A 23,910-nucleotide genomic window follows, 5' to 3' on the forward strand; every position below is an offset into this window, starting at 1 on the left:
GCCTATCATGAAACCCAACTGGTTATCCGATGCACGTCTAATCCCTGACGAGGTGATGAGTTATATTCGAAAAATTGCCGTTCATGCGGTTGAAGAAAATCATTACAGTCCAGAAGACGTCATCAAGATTTTCGGTTTTAGTCGAAGTGTCATGTATGAATGGCTCAAGCGTTTTCGCGAAGGGGGTTACGCGGCCCTTGATACCAAGAAAGCGCCTGGAGTTCAAGCCACTGTGACCGATGAAATGGATGCATGGTTGAAAAATACCGTTCTTGGATCGACCCCCGAGGATTTCGGTTACGACACAGCGTTATGGACTTGTGACCTGTTAGCCAAGTTACTCTCAGATCAATATGGTGTAAATGTAATCGGCTCAACGATCAATCACCACTTACATAAACTCGAATTAACGAGTCAAAAACCAAACTATATTGCTCGTGAGCAGGATCCAGCGGCCGTCGAACAATTTCTCAAAGAAGAATTCCCTAAAATTCAAAGCTTTGCGAATAAGATCGGCGCTGACATTGGCTTTGAGGATGAGGCGGCTGTCGATCTTCGAGACCATTCAGGAAAAACATGGGGTGAGCGTGGCGCTAGACCGAATGCTTATGTGACTGGTCAACGTGGCCGATTAAACGTCCTCTCTGTTGTTACTGCCAAAGGCGATTTTTACTATCACGTGACCGAGAAGCGAATTAATTCAGATGAATATATTAAATTTCTCGAACAGCTGATTGAAGAGCGAGATCGCCGGATCATCTTGATCGTTGATCGTGCTTCTTTTCATTGTTCAAAAAAAGTCCGCGCATTCATCTGGCATCATCGCGATGAAATCCGTATCTATTACCTTCCGACCTACAGCCCAGAACTCAATCCAGATGAGCATGTCTGGGAGGAAATTAAGGATAAGCAGCTTGGTCGGCAACTAATCAAAAACAAGCGCGATTTGAACAGTCGTCTGTATTCCGCTTTAAAGTCTTTGAAGGGTCGCGCAGAACGCATAATATCGTTTTTTCACCTTCCGGAAACCCAATATGCCGCTTAATAAGCGCGTCTGGATACCATATTAAATGGCTATATCTTGCGTGGGAAAGAGATATTGGGGTCAACACGTACGGGTCGCTTTACGTCTCTTCGGCTATACAGTTCTTTTCAGCCCTGGAAGCATTAATTAATACGGTTTTGACGTTAAAATTAAAAGATGAATTTCGCGCGGACCATTATGACCGTATAGCAGTACGGGCTGACGTAGATGTAAGGTTGATGACAGCACACCTTTTCTGTCAAGGCTTCGAAAAGCAAATCGTAACTCCTAAAACCGAACTCTGGGCACGTTTGTTAAAGTTGAGAGACTTCAGAAATTCAGTAGTTCACGGGAACATTACGCCTGAACACTATTTGTACGCGCTAATCGAAGATCACAACATGTTCTACTACGGTCCCTCATTTGATTTCCGGGGACGTAAGCGCGAAGCTGCAGACAGCGAAAAGTATCCCACGACCATGAGCGGGGTTCGCTCGGGTACCGTAGGCGACATTAAAAAGACCGTAGACTTGGTTGTATCGGCAATGCTCGATGCAGCAGATGAAGAGACCAGACAGTGGCTTAGCGGTTGGCTTTGGAAACCTTTCATATCTCCAGATGTAGTGAAAGTTCTCCAACAAATTAAGATAATTGGCTAGGCTCAATTAAAGCTTGATGCAATAAACAATGAAGCGCCTAACGAGCGAATCAAGCCGACCCAAAAAGCGCGCGTCCAGCTCGGAGCAATGCTCAGCGCTCGAAGTGGCGCGCTTTTTGGTCGGCTTATTCATACGTTAGGTTCCTTAATAAAATTACTAAAGGCATATTAACATGCAACATATCATTCTTACTTTCTGTTTTGTTGTTCTTTTTTCATGCAATCTTGTTGCTGAGGATTTTGGAGGTATAGACTTTCCGGGAGGAGGATCATCATTTGCTGATGAATTAATATCATATGAGCCACTATATAATGGGGGGCCTGGGCCTAGCGATCCAAACTGGTCAGATCCTATATATGCACTAGGCATACCATACCATGGTGAAGGAGAGCCTTATGCTGTAACACTAGGTCATGGAGGTAGATTGACTGTTCGATTTCTTAATAACTCATTAACTGGTAGCGATGACTCTACACCTGATCTTCACATATTTGAAGTGGGTCCGGATGTTGAAGATACGTTTGTCGAAATTAGCAAAGATGGGATCACATACTATGATGTAGGAAAAGTATACGGGAGTACAGATAGCATTGATATTGATTCGTATGGATTTACATCCGCAGACGAATTCTATTTCGTCAGGCTAACTGATGATCCTAATGAAGGAAATGGAGGGGGAAGCACTCCTGGAGCTGATATAGATGCCATTGGAGCAATTGCTACTGTATCGTACGAAATAGAAAAACCAGAAATTAAAATCCAAGGTGGCTATTTCAACGCAGACACGACTTCCGGCAGCTTTCCGCCAGCCAATGATTGTGCGGGACAACAGCATTATGGTCGGATGATTGTGGATGAGGTTAACTCGATACTTTACATCTGTACCCTAAATGGATGGGATGCCCATTGAGGAAACATAATCTCCTAACGAACTGCTCCAGCCGAAGCCGGTTTCGCTCTCGCTCAACTGGCTCGGCTGAGCATGGCGTTAGGCAACACAAACAGGAGATTTTCATGTTGAAAAATCACTTTGTACTGGTCGTTGGTTTGATGGTCCCGTTCACTGTGTTTGCGTATGGATACGGAGACGATGATTCATCTAATGAAAATAGAAGCGGTTACTACCAACGCCACAACTCGGACGGTAGTTCATCTTGGGGGCAGCGATATGAAAGCAATGATGGAGATTTCCGTGAATACGATTCGAAAGGAAGCTATTCTCATGGAACTCGCTCAGATAACGGATTTGAGCAAAAATGGGACAGTAATGGTAACTACTCTTGGGGAATCCGCAAATAATCTCGGTATTTTCTCGTAAACTTTGCGAGCATTAGTAATTAAGTAATTACCTGCCAACCGGTTGACAGGTTTTTTACGAGCAGACCCTGCAGACGGCTCAGTATTTTTACTGTGACGTTGCGTCTGCGGGGCCGCTCAATTTTTCGTATAACTTGAATCAAATTGCGGCGAGAAATGCTAATGGATTTTTCTTTTCCAGGTGATCGAAATGAAATGCGAAAAGCAATTCTGGAACTTCAGGAAGCAGTAAATGTAATTCCGGGGACAGTTTACTTAACTCTAGAAGCCCGCGCGGGTGACTGACGCGAAGAAATCACCTAACACGCCCATAAAGCCGAGGCCATACTGCGCATCGCCCTCAAAGCAATCCTTTGGTGCTGTAGTGGCGCAGTATGGCCCGGCTTATGGGTGACGTTGGGCGCCGACAGGGTGCAAGCTTCGCAACATGCTTATCTCAATCAACGGGATACGGATCGCATTTGAAACGTGATTGACTTCGAGTGGGACACAAGCAAAGCCGAATCGAACGTCCGCAAGCACGGCGTGTCATTCGAGGAAGCAAGCACAGTCTTTTCAGATCCCTTCGAACTCACAATATCCGACCCGGATCACTCCCATGGAGAGTACCGGTTCCTGAACATTGGTCGCTCAGAACGTGATCGCCTTCTTGTGGTCTCATATGCCGAGCGCCACCCCAACGCGATCCGCATCATAAGCGCCAGGGTCGCGTCCAGATCAGAAAGGCAAATTTATGACTCCAGATGCCAGCGATGATATGCGTGCCGACTACGACTTCTCGGAGGCCGTGCAAGGCAAGCATCACCGAGCCTACCAAGAAGGTACGAATGTCGTACTTTTAGAGCCTGATGTGGCGCGTGCGTTTCGTGACTCTGCTTCTGTAAACAGGGCACTGCGGTTGCTCATGGAACTGGCACGCGACCAATCGCCAAAGAACGCCCAACAATAGGCTCGGCGCCGACCCAATACCGCGCGGACAGCTCCGTACAAATGTGCGATACCGTGCCAGCGCGGTATTGGGCGGGCCAGCCACGCGTTAGGGCACGTAAAGAGTAGAGGCATATGCCCGAGATCACACGTTTTTACGGAATCATCATCAAGCTCTTCTTTGGCGATCATCCGCCACCACATTTTCACGCGGTTTATGGAGAGTACAACGCTATCTTCAACATAGAAACGTTGGAGATGATTGAGGGCGACCTTCCCTCAAGAGCACGAAAGCTCGTGGTGGAGTGGGCAACCTCTTATCAATCCGATCTTCAAGAAATGTGGAAATCACAGGAATTCAAGAAACTGCCACCGCTTCAATAGCCATGAATATTCCAAAAGTTCAAAGTGCTATACCTCAAGAAGGACATTTTCTTGTTGTATTATTCTCAAACGGAAAAAGGAAGAAGTACGACATACATCGGCTCGCAGAGCGCGAGATGTTTCTGCCGCTCCAAAATCCAGCATTCTTTAGAAATGTATCCGTTGAACCGGGCGGTCACGCTGTGTCATGGAACTCGGAAATCGACATTAGCGAATATGAGCTTTGGCAAAACAGCGAAGAAATCCCCTAACGGTTCCGGGGACGGTGGGGACGGTTCCGGGGACAGTTTACGTAATTCGCTAGCCGGAATGTGTTGGGTAGGCTAGAAAATGGGCAAGAGTTCTAGCGGCAAAGGATTGATCGACCGATGGCGAGACTTCCGAGAGTCGTGGTTCCTGGACTCCCTCATCATGTGACCCAGCGCGGCAACCGACGGCAGCTGACCTTCTTGTGCGATGACGACTATGCCGAGTACCGGCGTCTGCTGTCATCGTCCTGCCGAGCTTGTGGCACGAGCGTCCTCGCTTACTGCCTCATGCCGAATCATGTTCACCTGATTTTGGTGCCAGCCGATGAGTTCGGGCTGCGTGATGCGCTGGGCGAGGCGCACCGTCGGTACACCCGTAGGATCAACTTTCGGGAAGGCTGGCGAGGGCACCTCTGGCAAGAGCGCTTCCATTCATTCGTCATGGACGAGCGACATCTGCTCGCTGCCGCCAGGTATGTGGAGCGCAATCCCGTGCGTGCACGGCTCGCTGGCCGGCCAGAAGACTGGCTATGGTCCAGTGCCAAAGCCCATCTGGCAGGCGTTGACGATGCGCTCGTGAGCGTAGAGCCGCTGCTGGAGCTGGTCGCCGACTGGGACCGATTCATCGGCGAGCCCGATACCTCGAATATCGCCGATCTGCTGCACGCTCATGCCAGCACGGGCCGCCCGCTCGGCCCAGATTCCTTCGTCGAGGATCTTGAGCGACGCCTCCAGCGCCCCCTCAAGCGCCAGAAGCCCGGACCCAGGCCTCGGAAGCGGGATGAATGCACACGGGACCTTTTGGAGCACGGAGAGGGCAATTAAGTAAACTGTCCCCGGAACTCGCAGGCCTCGGAAGCGGGATGAATGCACACGGGACCTTTTGGAGCACGGAGAGGGCAATTAAGTAAACTGTCCCCGGAACTCACAATCGAACGAAAGTAGATAGGTTACTACATTCGCTGCGTTCGGCGAGTGCCAAACCATTGAGGCGACCAATGACGCGAAGTCACGCAAGCCCCCGCATCCATTGACGCTCGCCATGCAGCTAGCAAGCTCGTCGCTCCGCTCAGAGGGTACCCAAGACGGCTGGGCAGCCCATCTTGCCCTCCGATTTGCCCGCCGCGGCCCGCGCACCGCTCTCGTCCACCGCAGACATCAGGGTCCGCTGAAGGTCCAGCGCCCCTTCTATCCCGAGGGCGATCTCTGTCACCTCTACCTGCTGCACCCGCCCGGCGGTCTGGTCGGTGGGGATCGGCTGCGGATCGAGGTCGAGGTCGAGGCAGGTGCCGCGGCCATGCTCACGACGCCGGGCGCGGCCAAGTTCTATCGGAGTCTGGGGCCGAGCGCCGAGCAGCATCAGGTTCTGCGCATCTCGGACAGGGCGAGCCTCGAATGGCTCCCGCAGGAGAACATCCTCTTCCCGGGAGCCAATGCCCTGTTGAGCACGCGGATCGACTTGAGCGCCGCGGCCCGATTCATCGGCTGGGAGATCAGTTGCCTGGGGCTGCCCGCGAACGGGCAGCGCTTCGAGTCCGGCCGAGCCGACCTACAGCTCCGCATCGACCGCGACGGCGAGCCGCTTCTCTGGGACCGCCTGCGCGTCCAGGGCGCGGATGACCTGGACGGATTGAGCAGTCTGCGCGGCATGCCGGTCGTCGGCACCCTGATCGCGACGGGCGCCGATGAAGAAACCTTGCAGCTTGCCCGCGCTGCCGCCTCACCCGACGACCGAACCCTGCTCGGCATCACTCGCATCGACGACCTGCTCGTCGCCCGCGCCCTGGGCCAGGCAACCGACCAGGTCCGTGCCAAGCTGACCGCAATCTGGGCTAGTATTCGTCCAGCTTTGCTGGGCCGCCCCGCGACCCCGCCCCGCATCTGGGCCACCTGAGACCGTCCGAGGATCCGCCATGGAGCTCACACCCCGCGAGAAAGACAAGCTGCTGCTGTTCACCGCCGCCCTGTTGGCCGAGCGCCGCAAGGACAGGGGCGTGAAACTCAATTATCCGGAGGCCGTGGCCTTCATCAGCGCGGCCATCCTGGAGGGCGCTCGCGATGGCAGGAGCGTCGCCGAGCTGATGGATCACGGCCGCACCCTGCTGACGCGCGAGGATGTGATGGAGGGCGTGCCCGAGATGATCCCTGAGGTCCAGGTCGAGGCGACCTTCCCGGACGGCACCAAGCTGGTGACCGTGCACGAGCCGATCGTCTGACATCCAGAAGCGGAGGCCACCCATGATTCCAGGCGAAGTCATCGCCGCCCCAGGCGAGATCGAGATCAACACCGGACGCGACACCCTCACCCTGCGCGTCGAGAACACCGGCGACAGGCCGATCCAGGTCGGCTCCCACTACCACTTCTACGAGACCAACCCGGCGCTCCAGTTCGAGCGCGAGACGGCGCGCGGCTATCGGCTCAATATCCCCGCCGGCACGGCCGTGCGCTTCGAGCCCGGCCAGGGCCGCGAGGTGGAGCTGGTGGCCTATGCCGGGGCGCGCAAGGTGTATGGCTTCAATGCCAAGGTGATGGGTGCGCTGTGAGCGGATCCAGGCGATAGGAATCATGGCGAGAAGCCGGCGTCCAATCGATCGCGCGTTGCAGCCCCTGCGCTGGATGGTGGCAAGATGAAGCGCAAGGTCTATCTGGAAACCTCTGTTCTTGCCTTTCATCTGCACGCCCGAAGAGCTTATCGGAGACGACGATGGCTGACAGCATCCTGGAAGACGTTCGCGCCCTTCGCGATCAGCACACCAGCAGCATGGGCTGCGACCTCGATCGCATCTATGCCGACTTGAAGGCCCGCGAAGCCCTGCACGCCGCAGAGGGTTGGATTGTGACCCCCCCGCCAGCGAGCCCACCGCAGGAGTCAGATCAAAGGCGTCGGCAGACACGCTTTGCGCGTCCTTGAGCGGATTCGCGCAAAACCCTGTCGATGCTAACCCCCTTGAGGCATCGTCACTGAGTGAGCGCGCCTAAAACCGACGTTGGAGACTGAGCGATGGCAAAGATCGGCCGGCAGGCCTATGCGGAGATGTACGGCCCGACCACGGGCGACCGGGTGCGGCTCGCGGACACGGACCTCTGGATCCAGGTCGAGGAGGACCGCACGGTCTACGGGGACGAGGTCAAGTTCGGCGGCGGCAAGGTCATCCGCGACGGCATGGGGCAGTCGCAGCAGGTCGCGGCCGAGGTGGTCGATGTCGTCATCACCAACGCGCTGATTCTGGACCATTGGGGCGTGGTCAAGGCCGACGTCGGCATCAAGGACGGGCGCATCGCCGGCATCGGCAAGGCGGGCAACCCGGACACCCAGCCCGGCGTGACCATCGTCGTCGGTCCGGGCACCGAGGCCATCGCCGGCGAGGGCCAGATCCTCACCGCAGGCGGAATCGACTCGCACATCCATTTCATCTGCCCACAGCAGATCGAGGATGCGCTCATGTCGGGCATCACCACCATGCTGGGCGGCGGCACGGGGCCGGCGACCGGCACCAACGCCACCACCTGCACGCCCGGTCCCTGGAACATCCACCGCATGCTCCAGGCCGCCGATGCGCTGCCGATGAACCTCGGCTTCCTCGGCAAGGGCAACGCCAGCCTGCCGCAGGCGCTGGAGGAGCAGGTCCGCGCCGGCGCCATCGGGCTCAAGCTGCACGAGGACTGGGGCACGACACCGGCCGCTATCGACTGCTGTCTGGACGTCGCCGAGCGCATGGACGTCCAGGTCGCCATCCACACGGATACGCTCAACGAGTCCGGCTTCGTCGAGCACAGCATGGCCGCCTTCAAGGGCCGCACCATCCACACCTACCACACCGAGGGCGCGGGCGGCGGCCACGCCCCGGACATCATCAAGGCGTGCGGCGAGCCCAACGTGCTGCCGTCCTCGACCAATCCGACCCGACCCTATACGGTCAACACGGTCGACGAGCACCTGGACATGCTCATGGTCTGTCATCACCTGGACCCGAGCATCGCCGAGGACGTCGCCTTCGCCGAGTCGCGCATCCGCCGCGAGACCATCGCCGCCGAGGACATCCTGCACGACCTGGGCGCCTTCTCGATGATCGCCTCGGACTCCCAGGCCATGGGCCGGGTCGGCGAGGTCATCATTCGCACCTGGCAGACCGCGCACAAGATGAAGGTCCAGCGCGGCAGCCTCGCGGGCGACCCGGCCGAGCACGACAACCTGCGCGCGCGGCGCTATATCGCCAAATACAGCATCAACCCGGCCATCGCCCACGGCATCGCGCACGAGGTGGGCTCGGTCGAGGTCGGCAAGCTCGCGGACCTGGTGCTCTGGAAACCGGCCTTCTTCGGTGCCAAGCCGAGCCTCATCATCAAGGGCGGCATGATCGTCGCCGCGCCCATGGGCGATCCCAACGCCTCTATCCCCACACCCCAACCGGTCCATTACCGCCCCATGTTCGGCGCCTTGGGCGGGGCACGCACGGCGACACGCATGACCTTTCTGTCACAGTCGGCCATCGCGGCCGGCGTGCAGGACAGCATCGGTTTGCAGAGCCACATCGGCGTGGTCAAGGGCTGCCGGCATCTCGGCAAGAAGGACATGGTGCTGAACGACTCTCTACCGAACATCGAAGTGGATCCCCAGACCTACCAGGTCCGCGCGGACGGCGAGCTGCTGGTGTGCGAGCCGGCCAGCGTGCTGCCGATGGCGCAGCGGTATTTCCTGTTCTGAGCGCGCCTGGGAGCTGTCCATGTCGAGGCACCCATCCGCGCCGTGTCACGGAGCGCGTGCTTCGCGAACAGCCGCGGGCGGTGGAGTAAAGCGATTTAAAGCGTTTAGCGTCACGCTGCCGTAGGATGGGCAAAGCCCGTGCTCGGTGGCTTCATCGGAGCACTGGCGTTGGACGGGCGTGCCCATCGTTCACACCTCGGCGCTGGCAAGATGGGCACGCTGCGCTTTGCCCATCCTACGGGGAAGGTGTTTTTCGGAAGAGGAAGGTGTTTTTCGGAAACTGCCTCAGGAAGGATCGTCGTCCCAGCTGACGCGCAGGGACTTCAGTCCCTCCCGGTAAGCGGCCGCATCGCCATAGCTGAAGAAGCGCTGCGTCCGCGCATGGGGATCGACCGTGCGCCGGGCGTGCTTGATCGGGCACCAGAACTGCTCGGTGCGCCCTGCCACCTCGCGAGCGTACTCGAGCACCTGATTGCCGTAGCCGCAGTAGACGCAGTTGAGCCTTTCGATGAGATTGAGGTACGGCAACCGATGGCGATCGATCACCAGGTAGTCCGATCGCCGGACCAGTGGAATACCGTAGATGCGAAAGCACACCTGTTGAAACAGGGTGATGGAGAGATCCAGGATCGCGAAGGGCAGGACCATGCCATAGATCAGCGGCGCGGTCAGGATGACGGCGATCGGCGCGCGCTGGATGTAGCGCCACGCCGGGATGCGCTGCCGCAGATAGAGTCGGCGGACGTTGCGCTCGAAGACGACCTTCCCACGCCGCAGCCGATAGCGGAACTGCTCCCGCCCTTCTTCGAGCAAGCGGTCGAATTCACGGTCGAGTTCTTGCTGCGTATCGCGCAAGCGCTGGAGCAAATCGTCGAAGACGGCATTCGCCATCGTCTTTCCCCTCTGTTGTCTGCCGAACGAGCCCGCGCCTGCCCGGCGAGGACAGGCACGGCGAACAGCCGCGGTATTGGGGAGAAAAGCGATGCTCGCGCGTCAGGCGGACGAGAGCGGGGATCGAGCTCGACCCGAACGGGGCTTGCACGCATCCTAGCCGCCGCGGGCCGAGCCGGCAATGCAAGCGCATCATGACCGTCGACGACGCCGATCGCCGCGGCTCCACTCATCAGGCCACGAGAAATCCGCACCACTCATGATTCGCTTGATCCGAAAGGCAAGACCGGGCGCCGCGCCCGAGGCGCAGCTCACACTGACGCTGGAGCAGCGGGTTCGCAGTCGCTTGCGCGCCCGGCTCGATGACGGCCGCGAGGTGGGACTCTTTCTCGAGCGGGGATCGAGCCTGCGCGACGGTGATTGCCTGGAGTCCGAAGAGGGGCTGGTCGTGCGGATCGTCGCCGGAGACGAGACGCTGAGCACCGTCCACTGCGATGATCCGCTCCTGCTCGCGCGCGCCTGCTATCACCTCGGCAACCGTCACGTCGCCCTGCAGATACAGCCTGGGCGGCTGCGCTACCAGCACGATCACGTGCTCGACGACATGCTGCGCGGCCTTGGGCTCGTGGTGGAGCTCGCGCAAGCCCCCTTCGAGCCCGAGCCCGGCGCCTATGGCGGCGGACACCAGGGCCACCATCATGACCACTGATCCGGCGTTGCTGCGCCTGCTTCACCTGGTCAGCCCGAGCCTGCCCACGGGGGCCTTCACCTATTCGCAGGGCATCGAATGGGCCGTCGAGTGCGGCTGGCTGCGCGACGTCGGGGATCTCGAAGACTGGCTGCGCGATCAGCTCCGGACCACGCTGACGGGGGTCGATCTGCCGCTGCTCGCACGGCTGTACGACGCGTCGCTCACTCCAGACGACAGGGCGCTGGCCGACTGGACCGCCGTGCTGTTGGCGAGCCGCGAGACGCGCGAGCTGCGCAGCGAGGAAGCCAACCGTGGCCGCGCCCTGGCCGACCTGCTCGTCGCGCTGGCGGTGCCGGGCGCGGCCGAGCGCAAGGCGCTGCTGGCGCGAACACAGGCAACCGGTTTCGCCTACGCCGCGGCCAACTGGCATATCGAGCGCCAGCAAGCCCTACTCGGCTATGCCTGGAGCTGGCTCGAAAACCTCGTCCTTGCGGCCATCAAGATCATCCCGCTCGGTCAGACCCAGGGTCAGCAGACCTTGTCACGGCTGCTCGCGACCCTGCCAAGCGCGCTCGACGACGCCTTGGCCCTGAAGGACGATGCCGTGGGCGCCAGCGCGCCCGCGCTCGCCATCGCCAGCAGCCTGCACGAGACCCAATACACCCGACTCTTTCGATCCTGAGGAGCCCCAGATGAGTCAAACCCCATTGCGCGTCGGCGTCGGCGGCCCCGTCGGCTCGGGCAAGACCGCCCTGCTCGACCTGCTCTGCAAACGCCTGCGCGACCGCTTTGAACTCGCCGTGGTGACCAACGACATCTACACCCGCGAGGATGCCGAATTCCTGATCCGCAGCCAGGCGCTGCCGGCCGAGCGCATCGTCGGCGTGGAGACCGGCGGCTGTCCGCATACGGCGATTCGCGAAGACGCCTCGATGAACCTCGCGGCGGTCGAAGACCTCCAGCAGCACTTTCCCGACCTGGATGTCGTCTTCGTCGAGAGCGGTGGCGACAACCTCAGCGCCACCTTCAGCCCGGAACTGGCGGACCTGACCATCTATGTGATCGACGTCGCCGAGGGCGAGAAGATCCCGCGCAAGGGTGGTCCCGGGATCACCCGCTCGGATCTCCTGGTGATCAACAAGATCGATCTCGCGCCCCATGTGGGGGCCTCGCTCGCGGTCATGGGGCAGGACAGCCAGCGCATGCGCGGCGAGCGGCCCTTCGTCTTCACCAATCTCAAGACGGGCGAAGGCGTCGATGCGGTAATCGATTTCGTGATCGAGCGCGGGATGCTGCCCATGCGCTGAGTCGATCATGGCGCACATCGCCCGCCCGATGCCGACCATGGCGTCCCCCCGGACGCGGACCGAGGCCGGATCACCCACCCCACGCCTCGCCCGCGCCCGAGGCTTGCCATCGAACGCCGCTGACCGCGGGTGGCTAGCGACGCCATCTGGCATTACACTCGCCCGCGGTTTTCGGAATCTGGAGCCGTCATGTTCTTAGTCGTCGTCTTGCCCCTGATCTTCGTCTTCACTGTCGTGCCGATCCTGATCCTGCTCTATGGCATCACCCGCTGGCAGTCCGAGACCGGAAAGCTTCGTCGCCAGCTGGAGTCGACACGCAGCCAGATCGCCGTGCGCACCTTCGACCCGCAGGAGATCGAGGCACTGCCAACGCCTGTCCGGCGCTACTTTCAGGCCGCGCTCACCCCGAACCAATCCGTCGTCGCGGTGGCGGAGATCGGACAACGGGGCGAGATGCGGCTGAGCCTCGACCGCCAGCGATGGTGGCCCTTCACCGCCGATCAGGTGATCCTGACCGAACACCCAGGCTTCGACTGGGATGCGCGCATCCGCCAGACAGCCGGCGCCCAGGTCTTCGTCCACGACAGCTATGTTGGCGGGGAAGGCTCTTTGAAGGCCGCCCTCTTCGGATTGTTCCGGGTGGCCGAGCAGCGCAACGAGGACAGGATGGCGCAGTCGGAACTCGCCCGCTTCCTGGCCGAGGCGCCCTGGTATCCGACCAAGCTGCTGCCGAGCCAAGGCGTGCAATGGTCAGCCATCGACGAGGATTCGGCCCGCGCGACCCTGACAGATGGCGAGCGACAGGCATCCGCGATCTTCAGCTTCGACGAAGGCGGCATGATCTGCTCAGTGCGCTCGGACGAGCGCTGCCGCAGCGAGAACGGCACACTCACGGCAACGCCGTGGGAAGGCCGCTTTTGGGGCTACGAGGCGCGGACCGGGATGCGCGTTCCCATCCAGGCGGAGGCCGCCTGGATCCTGCCGAGCGGCAGACAGGCCTACTGGCGCGGACGTGTGACGGACATCATCTACAAGTTCGCGCACTGAGCGCCGACGCACTCGGGCAGAGCAGAGCCTGCCCCGCATCGGCCATGAGAATTCGGCCGACGGGGCCAGCTTCGATCAACCCTGCAACTTGCGCTTGAGGATATCGTTGACCTGTTGCGGGTTCGCCTTGCCTTTGCTCGCCTTCATGGCCTGACCGACGAAGAAGCCGAAGACCTTGTCCTTGCCCGCGCGATACTGCTCCACCTGCCCCGGATTCGCGGCGATGATCTCCTCGATCATGGTCTCGATGGCGCCCGTATCCGTGATCTGCTTCAGCCCTTGCGATTCGATGACCTGATCCGCATCACCCTCGCCGTTCCACATCGCCTCGAACACCTGCTTGGCGATCTTGCCGGAGATGGTGCCGTCCTGGATGCGCCGAATGAGCCCGGCGAGCAGACTCGCGGACACCGGACTCGCGCCGATCTCAAGCTCCGCCTTGTTCAACGCCGCCATCAGCTCGCCGCTGACCCAGTTCGCGGCCAGCTTGGGCTCGCCCGCCGCGTGGGCGACCGCCTCGAAGTAGTCCGCGAGCTCCCGACTGGCGGTTAGCAGGCTGGCGTCGTACTCCGACAGCCCGAACTGGGTATGGAAACGCTCCCGCTTGGCGTCCGGAAGCTCGGGCAGATCCGCTGTCGCCGCCTGCAGAAACGCGGCATCGATCTCCAACGGCAGCAGATCCGGGTCTGGGAAGTAGCGGTAGTCGTTCGCCTCCTCCTTGGTCCGCATGGAGCGCGTCTCATCCTTGGCCGCGTCGTAGAGACGGGTCTCCTGAACGACGACTCCACCCCCTTCGATGAGGTCGATCTGACGTTCCACCTCGAACTGGATGGCCTTCTCAAGGAAGCGGAAGGAGTTGAGGTTCTTGATCTCGGCACGCGTGCCGAAGGTCTCCTGGCCGACCGGCCGCACGGAGACGTTGGCATCCATGCGGAAGGAGCCTTCCTGCATGTTGCCGTCGCAGATACCGATGTAGCGGACGATCTGGTGGATCTTCTTGGCGTAAGCGACCGCCTCCTGCGGCGAGCGCATATCCGGCTCGGAGACGATCTCCAGCAACGGCGTCCCGGCCCGATTCAGATCGATGCCGGTGTAGCCGTCGAAATCCTCGTGCAGCGACTTGCCCGCGTCCTCTTCGAGATGCGCCCGAGTAACCCCGATGGTCTTGACGGCGCCGTCATCCAGGACGATCTCCACCTGCCCCTTGCCGACCACCGGCAACTCGTACTGACTGATCTGATAGCCCTTGGGCAGGTCGGGATAGAAGTAGTTCTTGCGCGCGAACACGGAGCGCGGCGCGATCTCCGCCTCGATGGCCTTGCCGAAGCGTACCGCGAGTTTGACGGCCTGCGCGTTGAGCACCGGCAGGACGCCCGGCAGGCCGAGATCGATGGCGCACGCCTGGGTGTTCGGCTCGGCACCGAACGCCGTCGGCGCGCCGGAGAAGATCTTGGATTGGGTCGCGAGCTGGGTGTGGATCTCGAGACCGATGACGGTTTCCCATTGCATAGTGGGCCTGCTGTGTTTCGTGAATGTGAACCGCGAAGGCGCAACGGGCGCGCCACATGCCGGGAAGACGAGGGCACGCCGACGCCGGATCGCGGCGGGGCGCCGCTCCCACCGACCGAGCAGCCTCTCAAAGCGCGTCAGCTTCCATCGGGCGCAATCGCGCAGCTTAGGAACTGCCGATCTTCCGCGTCCTGCCTTGAGCCTGGTGCCGAAGCTCCAGCTTCGACACCCGCGAGACGAAGCTCCGCTTCGCGAGTTCGCGGATCAGCGCCTGGGTCGCGCCCCAATCAAGCGCCGGAAGCCGCCGATGTCGTGAAGCAGAGCTTCATCGCTGAGGTCACGAAGCGGGAGCTTCATGACCAGAAAGGCGGGAAGCAATTGATGGACAGATAATTGATGGACAGATGCCAAGCGGTCGCGCGCTCGTAGTGGCCGTCGGTTGTGGCGCCGCAAGGAGGCCCAACACTCGGCGTCGCATCGGGCCTCGTGCCAACCGACAACCCAGATGTTCATACGGCCACATGGACGGCTCGACGCAGCCATCGGATTCACTCGAATCCCTCGGGCGCCGCCTGATGCCAATGCGTCGCATGCTGGAGCCTGTGCGCCACGTTCAGCAGGCGCGCCTCCTCGAAATAGTTGCCGATGATCTGAAGCCCTACCGGCATCCCCTCGACCGGCGCGACCGGGATGGACATGCCCGGCAGACCGGCGAGGTTGGTCGCGATGGTGTAGATGTCATTCAGGTACATGGCGACCGGGTCGTCCATCTTGGCGCCGAGCGGGAAGGCGGTCGTCGGACTGGTCGGACCCATGATGACATCGACCTGCTCGAAGGCGCGCTTGAAGTCGTCCGCGATGAGCTGACGGATCTTCTGCGCCTTGAGGTAATAGGCATCGTAATAGCCGGCCGAGAGGACATAGGTGCCGATCATGATGCGGCGCTGCACCTCGGCGCCGAAGCCTTCGGCACGACTGCGCTTGTAGAGATCCTCCAGGTCCTTGGGATCATCGCAGCGATGCCCGTATCGCACCCCATCGAAACGCGCCAGGTTGGACGAGCACTCGGCCGGGGCTACAACGTAGTAAACAGGCACGGACAGCGGGCTGTTGGGCAGGCTGATATCGACGACCTCGGCACCGAGCCGTTGATATTCGTCGATCGCCTCCTGGACCGCGCGTGCGACATGCGGATCCAGCCCCTCGCCGAAGTATTCCTTGGGCAAACCGATCCGCAAGCCCTTGATGTCGTCGTCCAGGGCGTCGACATAGTCGGGCACCGGGACATCGGCGCTGGTGGAGTCGCGGCGGTCGAAGCCCGCCATCTCGTCCAGCATGAAGGCCGCGTCGGCGGCGGAGCGGGCCATGACGCCGGCCTGATCGAGCGACGAGGCGAAGGCGATCATGCCCCAGCGCGAGCAACGCCCGTAGGTCGGCTTGATGCCGGTGATGCCGCAGAGCGCGGCGGGCTGGCGGATGGAACCGCCGGTGTCCGTTGCGGTCGCGGCGGCGCAGAGTCGGGCCGCGACCGCCGCGGCCGAGCCGCCGGACGAGCCGCCGGGCACCAGATCCTGATTCCAGGGGTTCCTGACCGGTCCGTAGTAGCTGGTCTCGTTGCTCGACCCCATGGCGAACTCGTCCATGTTGGTCTTGCCGAGCACCACGGCGCCGGCGGCGGCCAGCTTTTCCACCACGGTTGCGTCATAGGGGGCGACGAAGTTGTCGAGCATGCGCGAGCCGCAGCTCGTCCTGAGCCCCTTGGTACAGAAGATGTCCTTGTGGGCGATGGGGATCCCGGTCAGGGGACCGGCATCGCCTGCCTTCAGTGCCTGATCCGCGCGCTCGGCAGCGGCCAGCGCGGACTCCTCCGCAAGGGTGATGAAACTGTTGAGCGCCGGATCCAAGCGCTTGATCCGCTCCAGATAGTGCTTGGTGAGTTCGACGCTGGAATAGGTGCGCAGCCGCAAGTCGGCCGCGAGCTGGGCGATGGATTTGTTCTGCATTATTCGATGACTCTCGGAACCAGGAAGAGCCCGGACTCGGCGAGCGGGGCGTTCGCCTGGAAGAGGTCGCGCTGATTGGGCTCGCTGGGCTCGTCCGGGCGCAGACGCTGGGCCATGTGCAGTGGATGCGCCATCGGCGTCACCTCGGCGGTTTCCACCGCGTCCATTTGCGCGACCAGGTCCAGGATGTTGGAGAGATCAGCGGCGTAGCGCTCGGTCTGCCCGGGTGCGATCGCGAGCCTGGCCAGGTGAGCGATCTTTTCGACATCGGAAGCGTCCAGTGACATTGCCTATCCGCCATGAGACTAAAGCGGCGAAAAATAGCATAGGGGCGCCGGCGGCGAAACTCGCGCAGTCGGTCTAAAGTCGTGTCTTTCAGCGCTTTATCCTTGGACAACCTTGCCGATTCCGGTACGCATTGCTAGATTACCCGCCCAATCATCATGGATCACTTCAGCGGGATCCAGACCGGCCATCTCCTTCGCACGCCGCCAGAAGCCGGCGTTCCTCACCACCCGGAAGGTAGCTATTCAGATGTTCAGAAGCATTCGAGGGATGTTTTCCAACGATCTCTCCATCGATCTTGGAACTGCAAACACCCTGATCTACATCCGCGGCCAGGGAATCGTGCTCAATGAGCCGTCGGTCGTCGCCATCCGCCATGAGAAGACCGGCGGCGGCAAGACGGTGGTGGCGGTCGGTGAGGAGGCGAAGCTGATGCTCGGGCGCACCCCGCAGAACGTGACGGCGATTCGTCCCATGAAGGACGGCGTCATCGCCGACTTCACGGTCACCGAGAAGATGCTGCAGTACTTCATCCATAAGGTCCATGAGACGAGCCTCTTCAAGCCCAGTCCCCGGGTGCTGATCTGCGTCCCCTGCGGCTCGACCCAGGTGGAACGCCGCGCCATCAAGGAATCCGCCGCCGGCGCCGGCGCGCGCGAGGTCTATCTGATCGAGGAGCCCATTTCCGCGGCCATCGGCGCCGGACTGTCCGTGCACGAGCCACGCGGCTGCATGGTCATCGACATCGGCGGCGGCACCTCCGAGGTGGCTGTCATCTCGCTCAATGGCATCGTCTATGCCGAATCCGTGCGGGTGGGCGGCGACACCTTCGACGACGCCATCGTCAATTACGTACGGCGCAATTATGGCACCCAGATCGGCGAAGTCACGGCCGAGCGCGTCAAGCATCGCATTGGCTCGGCCTTCCCGGGCAGCGAGGTGCTGGAGATCGACGTCAAGGGCCGCAGCCTGGCCGAAGGCGTGCCCCGGAGCTTCACGCTCAACAGCAACGAGATCCTGGAGGCGCTGCAGGAGCCGCTCTCGATGATCGTCCAGGCGGTCAAGATGGCGCTGGAGCAGACGCCTCCGGAACTGGGCTCCGACGTCGCGGAGCGCGGCATCGTGTTGACCGGCGGCGGCTCGCTGCTGCGCGATTTCGACCGGCTGATCGAAGAAGAAACGGGGCTGCCCGTCGTCGTCGCCGAAGATCCCCTGACCTGTGTCGCCCGCGGCGGCGGCAAGGCGCTGGAGATGCTCGACGCCCAAGAGATCGGGCTATTCACGACCGAGTAGCGCACGGGCCAGGGCCGAACGGCGTCTCGGCGCCAAGCTTGGCCTGTGAGGCCGCGTCGACTCGAAGATCTCGCTGAGGAATGCCGCTATCAAACCCCTGTTTGCCCGTGGACCATCACCCACCTTCAGAGTGATTCTGGCTGCTCTGGTGGCGCTGGGACTCATCCTTGCCGACCATCGTCAGCAGGATCTGGAGATGGTTCGCTCGGCGCTCTCCGTTGTCACCTACCCGCTACAGCTCGCCGCCGATCAGCCGATCGAACTGATCCGCGCGACCCAGGTGCAATTCGCCTCCACCGACACGCTCAGAACCGAGAACGCGAGCCTCCACCGCGAGAACCTGCTCCTCAAGGCGCGCATTCAGCAGTTCGACGCGCTCGAGGCGGAGAACGCGCGGCTGCGCGACCTGCTTGGCTCCTCGCTGGATCTCGGCGAGCGCGTGGTGATCGCGGAGATCATGGCCGTCGAGCTGGCGCCCTACCGCCAGCAGGTCATGGTGAACAAGGGGACCAAGTCGGGCGTCTTCATCGGGCAACCGGTGCTGGACGCCAACGCCGTGATGGGCCAGGTGATCCGCGCCACCCCATTTTCGTCCATCGTGCTGCTGATCACGGATGCCGACCATGCCCTGCCGGTCGAGGTCAATCGCAATGGTCTCAGGACGATCGCGGCCGGCACGGGTCTGAGCCAGGAGTTGGAGCTGCTCTACATTCCCAAGAACGCCGACATCAAGGTCGACGACCTCCTGGTCACCTCCGGGATGGACGGTCGCTTTCCGGCGGGTTACCCGGTCGCCCGGGTCAAGACCGTCCGACAAGACCCGGACAACCCCTTCACCACGGTCATCGCCGAGCCAACGGCGCGCCTCGACCGCAGCCGGGAAGTCCTGCTGGTGTGGAACCTGAGCGAAACCTCGCGCCAGCAAGCCCTGGCCGCCGACGCACCGCCCGCCGGGGGCGCCGAGTGAGCAGACCACGCGCTAGTTCCGTGAAGAAGCGGCGGACCGGCGGCAAGCTCTGGGCCGCCATGCTGACCCTGACGCTCGCCCTCTACCTCACCATCCTCCCGCTCTCGGCCTGGCCGCTCGACCAGCGTCCGCCTTGGGTCGTGCTGGCGCTGCTGTTCTGGTGCTTCGCCGCACCAGGGCGCGTCGGCGTGCTCGTGGGCTTCTTCACCGGCCTCTTGCTGGACGTGCTGACAGGGACGCTGCTCGGGCAGAATGCGCTGGCCTTGTCGGTCACGGCCTACCTCGCGCTCATCCTGCGCCCCCGGATCCGCATCTTTCCGCTCTGGCAGCAGACCTTCTTCATCTGGCTCATCCTCTTGGTCGAGCGCCTGCTGACCCTCTGGGTGATCGGCGCGACCGGAGAGCCCATGCCGCCCCTGTCCTACTGGACCCCCTCGCTGATCGGGATGCTGCTCTGGCCCTTCATGTCCCTGTTGTTGGATCCCATCGAGCGCCGCCTGGGAGCGGATTGAGCCATGCTGGAAGACAGCCTCGAAGACCGCAGCCGCCAGCAGCGGCTGGTCACGGTGCGGGCCGTTGTCGCCGGGGTCTTCGTCTCCATCGGCCTGGCCCTCATCCTGATGCGCCTGCTGCATCTGCAGTCGACCCTGCATGAGCACTATTCCGTGCTCTCCAAGGACAACAGGGTCAAGATTCAGCCCGTCCCGCCGACGCGCGGACTCATCTTCGACGCCAAGGGGGTCCTGCTCGCGGACAACCACCCCTCGTTCTCGCTGGAGATCACCGTCGAGAAGGTCGCGAACCTCGCGGAGACCATCGACGAGCTGGCCAAGCTGATGCCGATCGACGACAAGGACCGCGCGCGCTTCGAGCGGCTCAAGCGCCAGCGCATGCGCTTTCAGGCGGTCCCCATCCGACTCAATCTCACGCCCGCCGAGGTCGCGCGCTTCGCCGTCGACGGACATCGCTTCCCGGGCGTCGACGTCAACGCCGAGCTGATCCGCACTTATCCCAAGAGCGAGCTGACGGCCCATGTGCTGGGTTACGTCGGCCGCATCAACGAGAGGGAGCTGGCGAGCATCGACAAGGGCGACTATGCCGGCACCAACTTCATCGGCAAGGGTGGTGTCGAGAAGGCCCACGAGGAGGTGCTGCACGGGCGGGTCGGTTATCAGCAGGTGGAGGTCAACGCGCGCGGTCGCATCCTGCGCACGCTCGAAAGTACCCCACCCGTGCCCGGCCGGGACCTCTACCTCTATCTCGACATCGCCCTGCAGCAGGCGGCGACCGAGGCGCTCGGCGACCGCCGCGGCGCGGTGGTGGCCATCGATCCGCGCAACGGCGGCGTGCTGGCGCTGGTCAGCAACCCGAGCTTCGATCCCAACCTCTTCGTCGAGGGCATCAGTCAGGCCGACTACGACGCACTGCTCCACTCGCCGGACAAGCCGCTCTACAACCGCGCCGTGCGCGGCCAGTACCCGCCGGGCTCCACGGTCAAGCCCTTCGTCGCCATGGGTGGGCTCGCCGCGGGCGTCACCACCCCCAAGAAGGGGACTTACTGCCCAGGCTCCTTCAGCCTGCCCGGCCAGAGCCACCGCTTTCGCTGCTGGCGCCGCAGTGGCCATGGCACGGTCAACATGGAGCAGGCGATCGTGCAGTCCTGCGACGTCTACTTCTACTCGTTGGCGAACCAGATGGGCATCGATCGGCTACACGACCGCCTGGCCGACTTCGGGTTCGGCGAGCGCACTGGGGTCGATGTCTCCGGCGAGCAGCCCGGACTGCTGCCCTCGCGGGAGTGGAAGGAGCGCGTGCGCAAGCAGACCTGGTATCCCGGCGAAACGCTGATCGTGGGAATCGGCCAGGGCGCCTTTCTGGCGACCCCCATCCAGCTCGCCGCCGCGACGGCGGCCATGGCCAACCATGGCCACTACATCCAACCGCGGCTCGCCTATGCCAGCCGCATCCCCGGCGCGCCCACCGCGCAGAAGCTCCCCGAGGTGAACCGGCAGATCGACGTCGGCAACCCCGGGTATTGGGATCTGATCATCGGCTACATGGCCCAGGTGGTGGAAAGCGGGCGCGGGACGGCGAAACGGATTCGCTCGAAGGACTACCGCATCGCCGGCAAGACGGGTACGGCGCAGGTCTTCACCGTCGGGCAGAAGGAGTCCTACAGCGCCTCCAAGACACCGGAGCGCATGCGCGACCATGCGCTCTTCATCGCCTTCGCGCCGGTCGAGGATCCGCGCATCGCCGTCGCGGTCATCGTCGAGAATGGTGGGCATGGGGGCTCGACCGCCGCGCCCGTGGCCCGCCAGGTGCTGGATGCACACCTGGGCGGATCCAAGCTGTCGGAGATCGGAGGCGAGGAGCATGGCGATTAACCCCTTTTCCTCCCGCATGGATTGGGACGTGCGGCCGGCCGAGCCGGGTTTGCTGCGCCGGCTGCACATCGACGTCCCCTTGCTGATGGGACTCCTGGCGCTCTGCGGCTTCGGCCTCATGGTGCTCTACAGCGCGAGCGATCAGGATCCGCAGACCGTCGAGCGGCAGTTGTTGCGGCTCGGCATCGCCTTCGGCTTCATGCTCCTCATCGCCCAGATCCCACCGGCCAGTCTGCGTCGGTGGTCGTTCAGCCTCTACGCGATCGGCGTGCTCATGCTGATCGCGGTCTTGCTCTTCGGCTCGGTCGGAAAGGGCGCCCAGCGCTGGCTCGACTTCGGCGTCGTGCGCTTCCAGCCCTCCGAACTCCTGAAGCTCGCCGTGCCCATGACGACCGCCTGGGTGCTGGCACTCAGGCCCTTGCCGCCGCGAACGCTGAGCATTCTGCTGGCGATCATGCTGACCCTGCTCCCGGTGGTGCTCATCGCCAAACAGCCGGACCTCGGCACCTCGCTGCTGGTCGCGAGCGCCGGCATCCTGGTGCTCTTCATCGCCGGACTCAGCTGGCGCATGATCATCGGCCTGGCCATCATCGCCGCGGCCGTCGCGCCCTTGGTCTGGTTCGGCATGCACGGCTATCAGCGCGCGCGTGTCATGACCTTTCTCAACCCGGAGTCCGACCCCCTCGGTACCGGCTACCACATCATCCAGTCCCAAATCGCCATCGGCTCCGGCGGCATCTCCGGCAAGGGCTGGCTGAACGGGACCCAGTCACACCTGGAGTTCCTGCCCGAGCGGCACACCGACTTCATCTTCGCGGTCATCGGGGAGGAGTTCGGCTTCACCGGCATCCTCGCCCTGCTCGGGCTCTACCTCTTCATCATCGTGCGCGGACTCTTCATCGCCGCGCGTGCCCAGGAGAACTACGATCGGCTGCTGGCGGGCGGTCTGACACTGGTCTTCTTCGTCTATCTCTTCGTCAACACCGGCATGGTCACGGGCCTGCTCCCGGTGGTCGGCGTGCCCCTACCGCTCGTCAGCTATGGGGGCACATCCATGGTCACCCTCATGGCGGGTTTCGGGATGCTCATGTCGATCGAGACACACAAGGGCAAGAAATAGCCTGGGAATTTGAAGAGCTTTGCGCCTATACTGCAGGCAACTCATGAGGTATGAGGCATCCGCGGAGCCGCCATGCTCACCCTTCGTCTCTCACTCGTTCTGCTCGCCCTGACGGCAGCGAGCGCCGACGCCGCACCCGAGACCTACCGTCAGGGGGCCGAGCGATTCATTGCCGACATGACCGCGAAGCACGGTTTCGACCCCAAGGTGCTCGCGGACCTGCTCGGGCAGGCCACGTATCGTCAGAGCATCATCGATGCCATGAACCGCCCTTACGAGGGCAAACCTTGGCGGGACTACCGCAGGCTCTTCCTGACACCCGAGCGCATCCAAGGCGGCGCGGCCTTCTGGACGGAGAACGCGGACGCCTTGAGCCGCGCCGAGGCCGACTATGGCGTCAAACCCGAGATCATCGTCGCCATCATTGGGGTCGAGACGAGCTACGGTGCCAACCTCGGCAGCCACCGCGCCCTGGATGCCCTGACGACACTTGGTTTCGCCTACCCCAAGCGCGCGGATTTCTTCCGCTCCGAGCTGGAGGCATTCCTGCTCCTCGCCCGCGAGGAAGACCTTTCGCCGGTCGAGGTTCGCGGCTCCTACGCCGGCGCATTCGGCAAGCCACAGTTCATTTCCTCCAGCTACCGGGCCTATGCGGTGGACTACGACACCGACGGCCGGCGCGATCTCTGGCGCAGCAATGCCGACGTCGTCGGCAGCGTGGCCAACTACTTCAAGCAGCACGGCTGGCGTAGTGGGGAGTCAGTCGCCTTTCCCGCGCGCCTCGCCCCCGAGTTCCAGGGTGCCGTGGAGGTCGCGGAGAAGCGCCCACTGAAGCCGAGTCTGACGCTCGAAGCCTTGCAGGAAAGCGGCGTCGCCTGGGATGCGAGCGTGCCGGATTCCTCGGCCCCCGCCGTCTTGATCCTGCTCGATGGCGTTGAAACGGAGCACTGGGTCGGCCTCCAGAACTTCTATGTCATCACCCGATACAACCACAGCAATCTCTACGCCATGGCGGTCCACCAGCTGAGCCAAGCCATCCGGGCCGCCCACGCCAAGGCTCGCTGAGTCACAAGGCTCAAAGGCTCAAAGGCTCAAAGGCTCGCTGAGTCACAAGGCTCGCTGAGTCACAAGGCTCGCTGAGTCAC

26 protein-coding genes are annotated in these 23,910 nt (G+C 61.9%); 22 read left to right on the top strand and 4 right to left on the bottom strand.

Annotation, left to right across the window (positions count from 1 at the left end; translation table 11 throughout):
- From CKO23_RS18280 to ureC, 12 genes are all read left to right on the top strand, one after another.
- Window positions 1-1,045 (top strand): IS630 family transposase (locus CKO23_RS18280; RefSeq protein ID WP_200333262.1); only part of this gene is annotated, 1,045 nt, incomplete at its 5' end.
- A gap of 218 nt (window positions 1,046-1,263) precedes the next feature.
- Window positions 1,264-1,683: a hypothetical protein gene (locus CKO23_RS18285; RefSeq protein ID WP_200333263.1), complete on the top strand. Its 420-nt coding sequence runs from the start codon at window positions 1,264-1,266 to the stop codon at window positions 1,681-1,683.
- 172 nt (window positions 1,684-1,855) lie between these two features.
- Entirely contained in the window at window positions 1,856-2,593 is a 738-nt protein-coding gene (locus tag CKO23_RS18290; protein WP_200333264.1) for a hypothetical protein, read from the top strand.
- 104 nt (window positions 2,594-2,697) lie between these two features.
- On the top strand, window positions 2,698-2,982 hold the full coding sequence (locus CKO23_RS18295) for a hypothetical protein (protein WP_200333265.1): 285 nt from the start codon (window positions 2,698-2,700) through the stop codon (window positions 2,980-2,982).
- A 486-nt stretch (window positions 2,983-3,468) separates the two neighbouring features.
- Entirely contained in the window at window positions 3,469-3,756 is a 288-nt protein-coding gene (locus CKO23_RS18300) for a BrnT family toxin (RefSeq protein ID WP_346014638.1), read from the top strand.
- 306 nt (window positions 3,757-4,062) lie between these two features.
- The gene (dhiT, locus tag CKO23_RS18305) at window positions 4,063-4,311 is read left to right on the top strand and encodes a type II toxin-antitoxin system toxin DhiT (RefSeq protein ID WP_200333266.1); all 249 of its coding nucleotides are present in this window, start codon (window positions 4,063-4,065) and stop codon (window positions 4,309-4,311) included.
- A complete protein-coding gene (locus CKO23_RS18310; RefSeq protein ID WP_346014639.1) occupies window positions 4,269-4,562 on the top strand; it encodes a DUF2442 domain-containing protein in 294 nt (97 codons plus the stop codon). The genes dhiT and CKO23_RS18310 overlap by 43 nt, the downstream gene beginning before the upstream one ends.
- Before the next feature lie 117 nt (window positions 4,563-4,679).
- The gene (locus CKO23_RS18315) at window positions 4,680-5,384 is read left to right on the top strand and encodes a transposase (protein WP_200333267.1); all 705 of its coding nucleotides are present in this window, start codon (window positions 4,680-4,682) and stop codon (window positions 5,382-5,384) included.
- A 217-nt stretch (window positions 5,385-5,601) separates the two neighbouring features.
- On the top strand, window positions 5,602-6,453 hold the full coding sequence (locus CKO23_RS18320; protein ID WP_200333268.1) for an urease accessory protein UreD: 852 nt from the start codon (window positions 5,602-5,604) through the stop codon (window positions 6,451-6,453).
- 19 nt (window positions 6,454-6,472) lie between these two features.
- A complete protein-coding gene (gene ureA / locus CKO23_RS18325) occupies window positions 6,473-6,775 on the top strand; it encodes an urease subunit gamma (protein ID WP_200333269.1) in 303 nt (100 codons plus the stop codon).
- A gap of 22 nt (window positions 6,776-6,797) precedes the next feature.
- Window positions 6,798-7,103 (top strand): urease subunit beta, encoded by a 306-nt coding sequence (locus CKO23_RS18330; protein ID WP_200333270.1) that lies wholly within the window; start codon window positions 6,798-6,800, stop codon window positions 7,101-7,103.
- Between the two features lie 458 nt (window positions 7,104-7,561).
- On the top strand, window positions 7,562-9,265 hold the full coding sequence (gene ureC, locus CKO23_RS18335; RefSeq protein WP_200333271.1) for an urease subunit alpha: 1,704 nt from the start codon (window positions 7,562-7,564) through the stop codon (window positions 9,263-9,265).
- Window positions 9,266-9,550: 285 nt separating this feature from the next.
- Here ureC and CKO23_RS18340 read toward each other — a convergent pair whose 3' ends face one another.
- The gene (locus CKO23_RS18340; RefSeq protein WP_200333272.1) at window positions 9,551-10,156 is read right to left on the bottom strand and encodes a hypothetical protein; all 606 of its coding nucleotides are present in this window, start codon (window positions 10,154-10,156) and stop codon (window positions 9,551-9,553) included.
- Between the two features lie 259 nt (window positions 10,157-10,415).
- On the opposite strand from CKO23_RS18340, the gene ureE reads away from it, so the two are divergent.
- From ureE to CKO23_RS18360, 4 genes are all read left to right on the top strand, one after another.
- Window positions 10,416-10,865 carry an urease accessory protein UreE gene (gene ureE, locus CKO23_RS18345; protein WP_200333273.1) on the top strand — a complete coding sequence of 150 codons (450 nt, stop codon included), beginning with the start codon at window positions 10,416-10,418 and terminating at the stop codon, window positions 10,863-10,865.
- The gene (locus CKO23_RS18350) at window positions 10,855-11,529 is read left to right on the top strand and encodes an urease accessory protein UreF (RefSeq protein ID WP_242482551.1); all 675 of its coding nucleotides are present in this window, start codon (window positions 10,855-10,857) and stop codon (window positions 11,527-11,529) included. The genes ureE and CKO23_RS18350 overlap by 11 nt, the downstream gene beginning before the upstream one ends.
- A gap of 10 nt (window positions 11,530-11,539) precedes the next feature.
- Window positions 11,540-12,154: an urease accessory protein UreG gene (gene ureG / locus CKO23_RS18355; RefSeq protein WP_200333275.1), complete on the top strand. Its 615-nt coding sequence runs from the start codon at window positions 11,540-11,542 to the stop codon at window positions 12,152-12,154.
- A gap of 189 nt (window positions 12,155-12,343) precedes the next feature.
- Window positions 12,344-13,201: a DUF6920 family protein gene (locus CKO23_RS18360; RefSeq protein WP_200333276.1), complete on the top strand. Its 858-nt coding sequence runs from the start codon at window positions 12,344-12,346 to the stop codon at window positions 13,199-13,201.
- Between the two features lie 75 nt (window positions 13,202-13,276).
- Here CKO23_RS18360 and gatB read toward each other — a convergent pair whose 3' ends face one another.
- The 3 genes from gatB to gatC all read right to left on the bottom strand — a co-directional run bounded on the left by gatB (window position 13,277) and on the right by gatC (window position 17,000).
- Entirely contained in the window at window positions 13,277-14,710 is a 1,434-nt protein-coding gene (gene gatB, locus CKO23_RS18365) for an Asp-tRNA(Asn)/Glu-tRNA(Gln) amidotransferase subunit GatB (RefSeq protein WP_200333277.1), read from the bottom strand.
- Between the two features lie 548 nt (window positions 14,711-15,258).
- Window positions 15,259-16,713: an Asp-tRNA(Asn)/Glu-tRNA(Gln) amidotransferase subunit GatA gene (gatA, locus tag CKO23_RS18370; protein ID WP_200333278.1), complete on the bottom strand. Its 1,455-nt coding sequence runs from the start codon at window positions 16,711-16,713 to the stop codon at window positions 15,259-15,261.
- Window positions 16,713-17,000: an Asp-tRNA(Asn)/Glu-tRNA(Gln) amidotransferase subunit GatC gene (gatC, locus tag CKO23_RS18375; RefSeq protein WP_200333279.1), complete on the bottom strand. Its 288-nt coding sequence runs from the start codon at window positions 16,998-17,000 to the stop codon at window positions 16,713-16,715. Before gatC ends, gatA begins: the two co-directional genes overlap by 1 nt.
- A 247-nt stretch (window positions 17,001-17,247) precedes the next feature.
- Here gatC and CKO23_RS18380 point away from each other — a divergent pair, with 247 nt between their 5' ends.
- From CKO23_RS18380 to mltB, 6 genes are all read left to right on the top strand, one after another.
- Window positions 17,248-18,291 carry a rod shape-determining protein gene (locus tag CKO23_RS18380; protein ID WP_200333280.1) on the top strand — a complete coding sequence of 348 codons (1,044 nt, stop codon included), beginning with the start codon at window positions 17,248-17,250 and terminating at the stop codon, window positions 18,289-18,291.
- A 97-nt stretch (window positions 18,292-18,388) separates the two neighbouring features.
- Window positions 18,389-19,258: a rod shape-determining protein MreC gene (gene mreC, locus CKO23_RS18385; protein WP_274600237.1), complete on the top strand. Its 870-nt coding sequence runs from the start codon at window positions 18,389-18,391 to the stop codon at window positions 19,256-19,258.
- A 20-nt stretch (window positions 19,259-19,278) separates the two neighbouring features.
- A complete protein-coding gene (gene mreD, locus CKO23_RS18390; protein WP_346014640.1) occupies window positions 19,279-19,770 on the top strand; it encodes a rod shape-determining protein MreD in 492 nt (163 codons plus the stop codon).
- 3 nt (window positions 19,771-19,773) lie between these two features.
- Window positions 19,774-21,645: a penicillin-binding protein 2 gene (mrdA, locus tag CKO23_RS18395; RefSeq protein WP_200333281.1), complete on the top strand. Its 1,872-nt coding sequence runs from the start codon at window positions 19,774-19,776 to the stop codon at window positions 21,643-21,645.
- On the top strand, window positions 21,635-22,765 hold the full coding sequence (gene rodA, locus CKO23_RS18400; RefSeq protein ID WP_200333282.1) for a rod shape-determining protein RodA: 1,131 nt from the start codon (window positions 21,635-21,637) through the stop codon (window positions 22,763-22,765). The genes mrdA and rodA overlap by 11 nt, the downstream gene beginning before the upstream one ends.
- A gap of 72 nt (window positions 22,766-22,837) precedes the next feature.
- Window positions 22,838-23,830: a lytic murein transglycosylase B gene (gene mltB, locus CKO23_RS18405; protein WP_200333283.1), complete on the top strand. Its 993-nt coding sequence runs from the start codon at window positions 22,838-22,840 to the stop codon at window positions 23,828-23,830.
- Window positions 23,831-23,910: the final 80 nt, after the last annotated feature.

This window comes from Thiocystis violacea (genome assembly GCF_016583565.1).
Taxonomy (GTDB): Bacteria; Pseudomonadota; Gammaproteobacteria; order Chromatiales; family Chromatiaceae; genus Thiorhodococcus; species Thiorhodococcus violaceus_A.

Excerpts from the sequence above, each read along its gene's own strand:
- CKO23_RS18315 (WP_200333267.1), top strand. The coding sequence starts at position 4,680 with ATGGCGAGACTTCCGAGAGTCGTGGTTCCTGGACTCCCTCATCATGTG.
- CKO23_RS18350 (WP_242482551.1), top strand. The coding sequence starts at position 10,855 with ATGACCACTGATCCGGCGTTGCTGCGCCTGCTTCACCTGGTCAGCCCG.
- dhiT (WP_200333266.1), top strand. The coding sequence starts at position 4,063 with ATGCCCGAGATCACACGTTTTTACGGAATCATCATCAAGCTCTTCTTT.
- CKO23_RS18330 (WP_200333270.1), top strand. The coding sequence starts at position 6,798 with ATGATTCCAGGCGAAGTCATCGCCGCCCCAGGCGAGATCGAGATCAAC.
- ureE (WP_200333273.1), top strand. The coding sequence starts at position 10,416 with ATGATTCGCTTGATCCGAAAGGCAAGACCGGGCGCCGCGCCCGAGGCG.
- ureC (WP_200333271.1), top strand. The coding sequence starts at position 7,562 with ATGGCAAAGATCGGCCGGCAGGCCTATGCGGAGATGTACGGCCCGACC.
- gatB (WP_200333277.1), bottom strand. The coding sequence starts at position 14,710 with ATGCAATGGGAAACCGTCATCGGTCTCGAGATCCACACCCAGCTCGCG.
- mrdA (WP_200333281.1), top strand. The coding sequence starts at position 19,774 with ATGCTGGAAGACAGCCTCGAAGACCGCAGCCGCCAGCAGCGGCTGGTC.
- ureA (WP_200333269.1), top strand. The coding sequence starts at position 6,473 with ATGGAGCTCACACCCCGCGAGAAAGACAAGCTGCTGCTGTTCACCGCC.
- ureG (WP_200333275.1), top strand. The coding sequence starts at position 11,540 with ATGAGTCAAACCCCATTGCGCGTCGGCGTCGGCGGCCCCGTCGGCTCG.
- mltB (WP_200333283.1), top strand. The coding sequence starts at position 22,838 with ATGCTCACCCTTCGTCTCTCACTCGTTCTGCTCGCCCTGACGGCAGCG.
- CKO23_RS18290 (WP_200333264.1), top strand. The coding sequence starts at position 1,856 with ATGCAACATATCATTCTTACTTTCTGTTTTGTTGTTCTTTTTTCATGC.
- CKO23_RS18360 (WP_200333276.1), top strand. The coding sequence starts at position 12,344 with ATGTTCTTAGTCGTCGTCTTGCCCCTGATCTTCGTCTTCACTGTCGTG.
- rodA (WP_200333282.1), top strand. The coding sequence starts at position 21,635 with ATGGCGATTAACCCCTTTTCCTCCCGCATGGATTGGGACGTGCGGCCG.
- CKO23_RS18340 (WP_200333272.1), bottom strand. The coding sequence starts at position 10,156 with ATGGCGAATGCCGTCTTCGACGATTTGCTCCAGCGCTTGCGCGATACG.
- CKO23_RS18380 (WP_200333280.1), top strand. The coding sequence starts at position 17,248 with ATGTTCAGAAGCATTCGAGGGATGTTTTCCAACGATCTCTCCATCGAT.
- CKO23_RS18285 (WP_200333263.1), top strand. The coding sequence starts at position 1,264 with ATGACAGCACACCTTTTCTGTCAAGGCTTCGAAAAGCAAATCGTAACT.
- CKO23_RS18320 (WP_200333268.1), top strand. The coding sequence starts at position 5,602 with ATGCAGCTAGCAAGCTCGTCGCTCCGCTCAGAGGGTACCCAAGACGGC.
- gatC (WP_200333279.1), bottom strand. The coding sequence starts at position 17,000 with ATGTCACTGGACGCTTCCGATGTCGAAAAGATCGCTCACCTGGCCAGG.
- gatA (WP_200333278.1), bottom strand. The coding sequence starts at position 16,713 with ATGCAGAACAAATCCATCGCCCAGCTCGCGGCCGACTTGCGGCTGCGC.
- CKO23_RS18295 (WP_200333265.1), top strand. The coding sequence starts at position 2,698 with ATGTTGAAAAATCACTTTGTACTGGTCGTTGGTTTGATGGTCCCGTTC.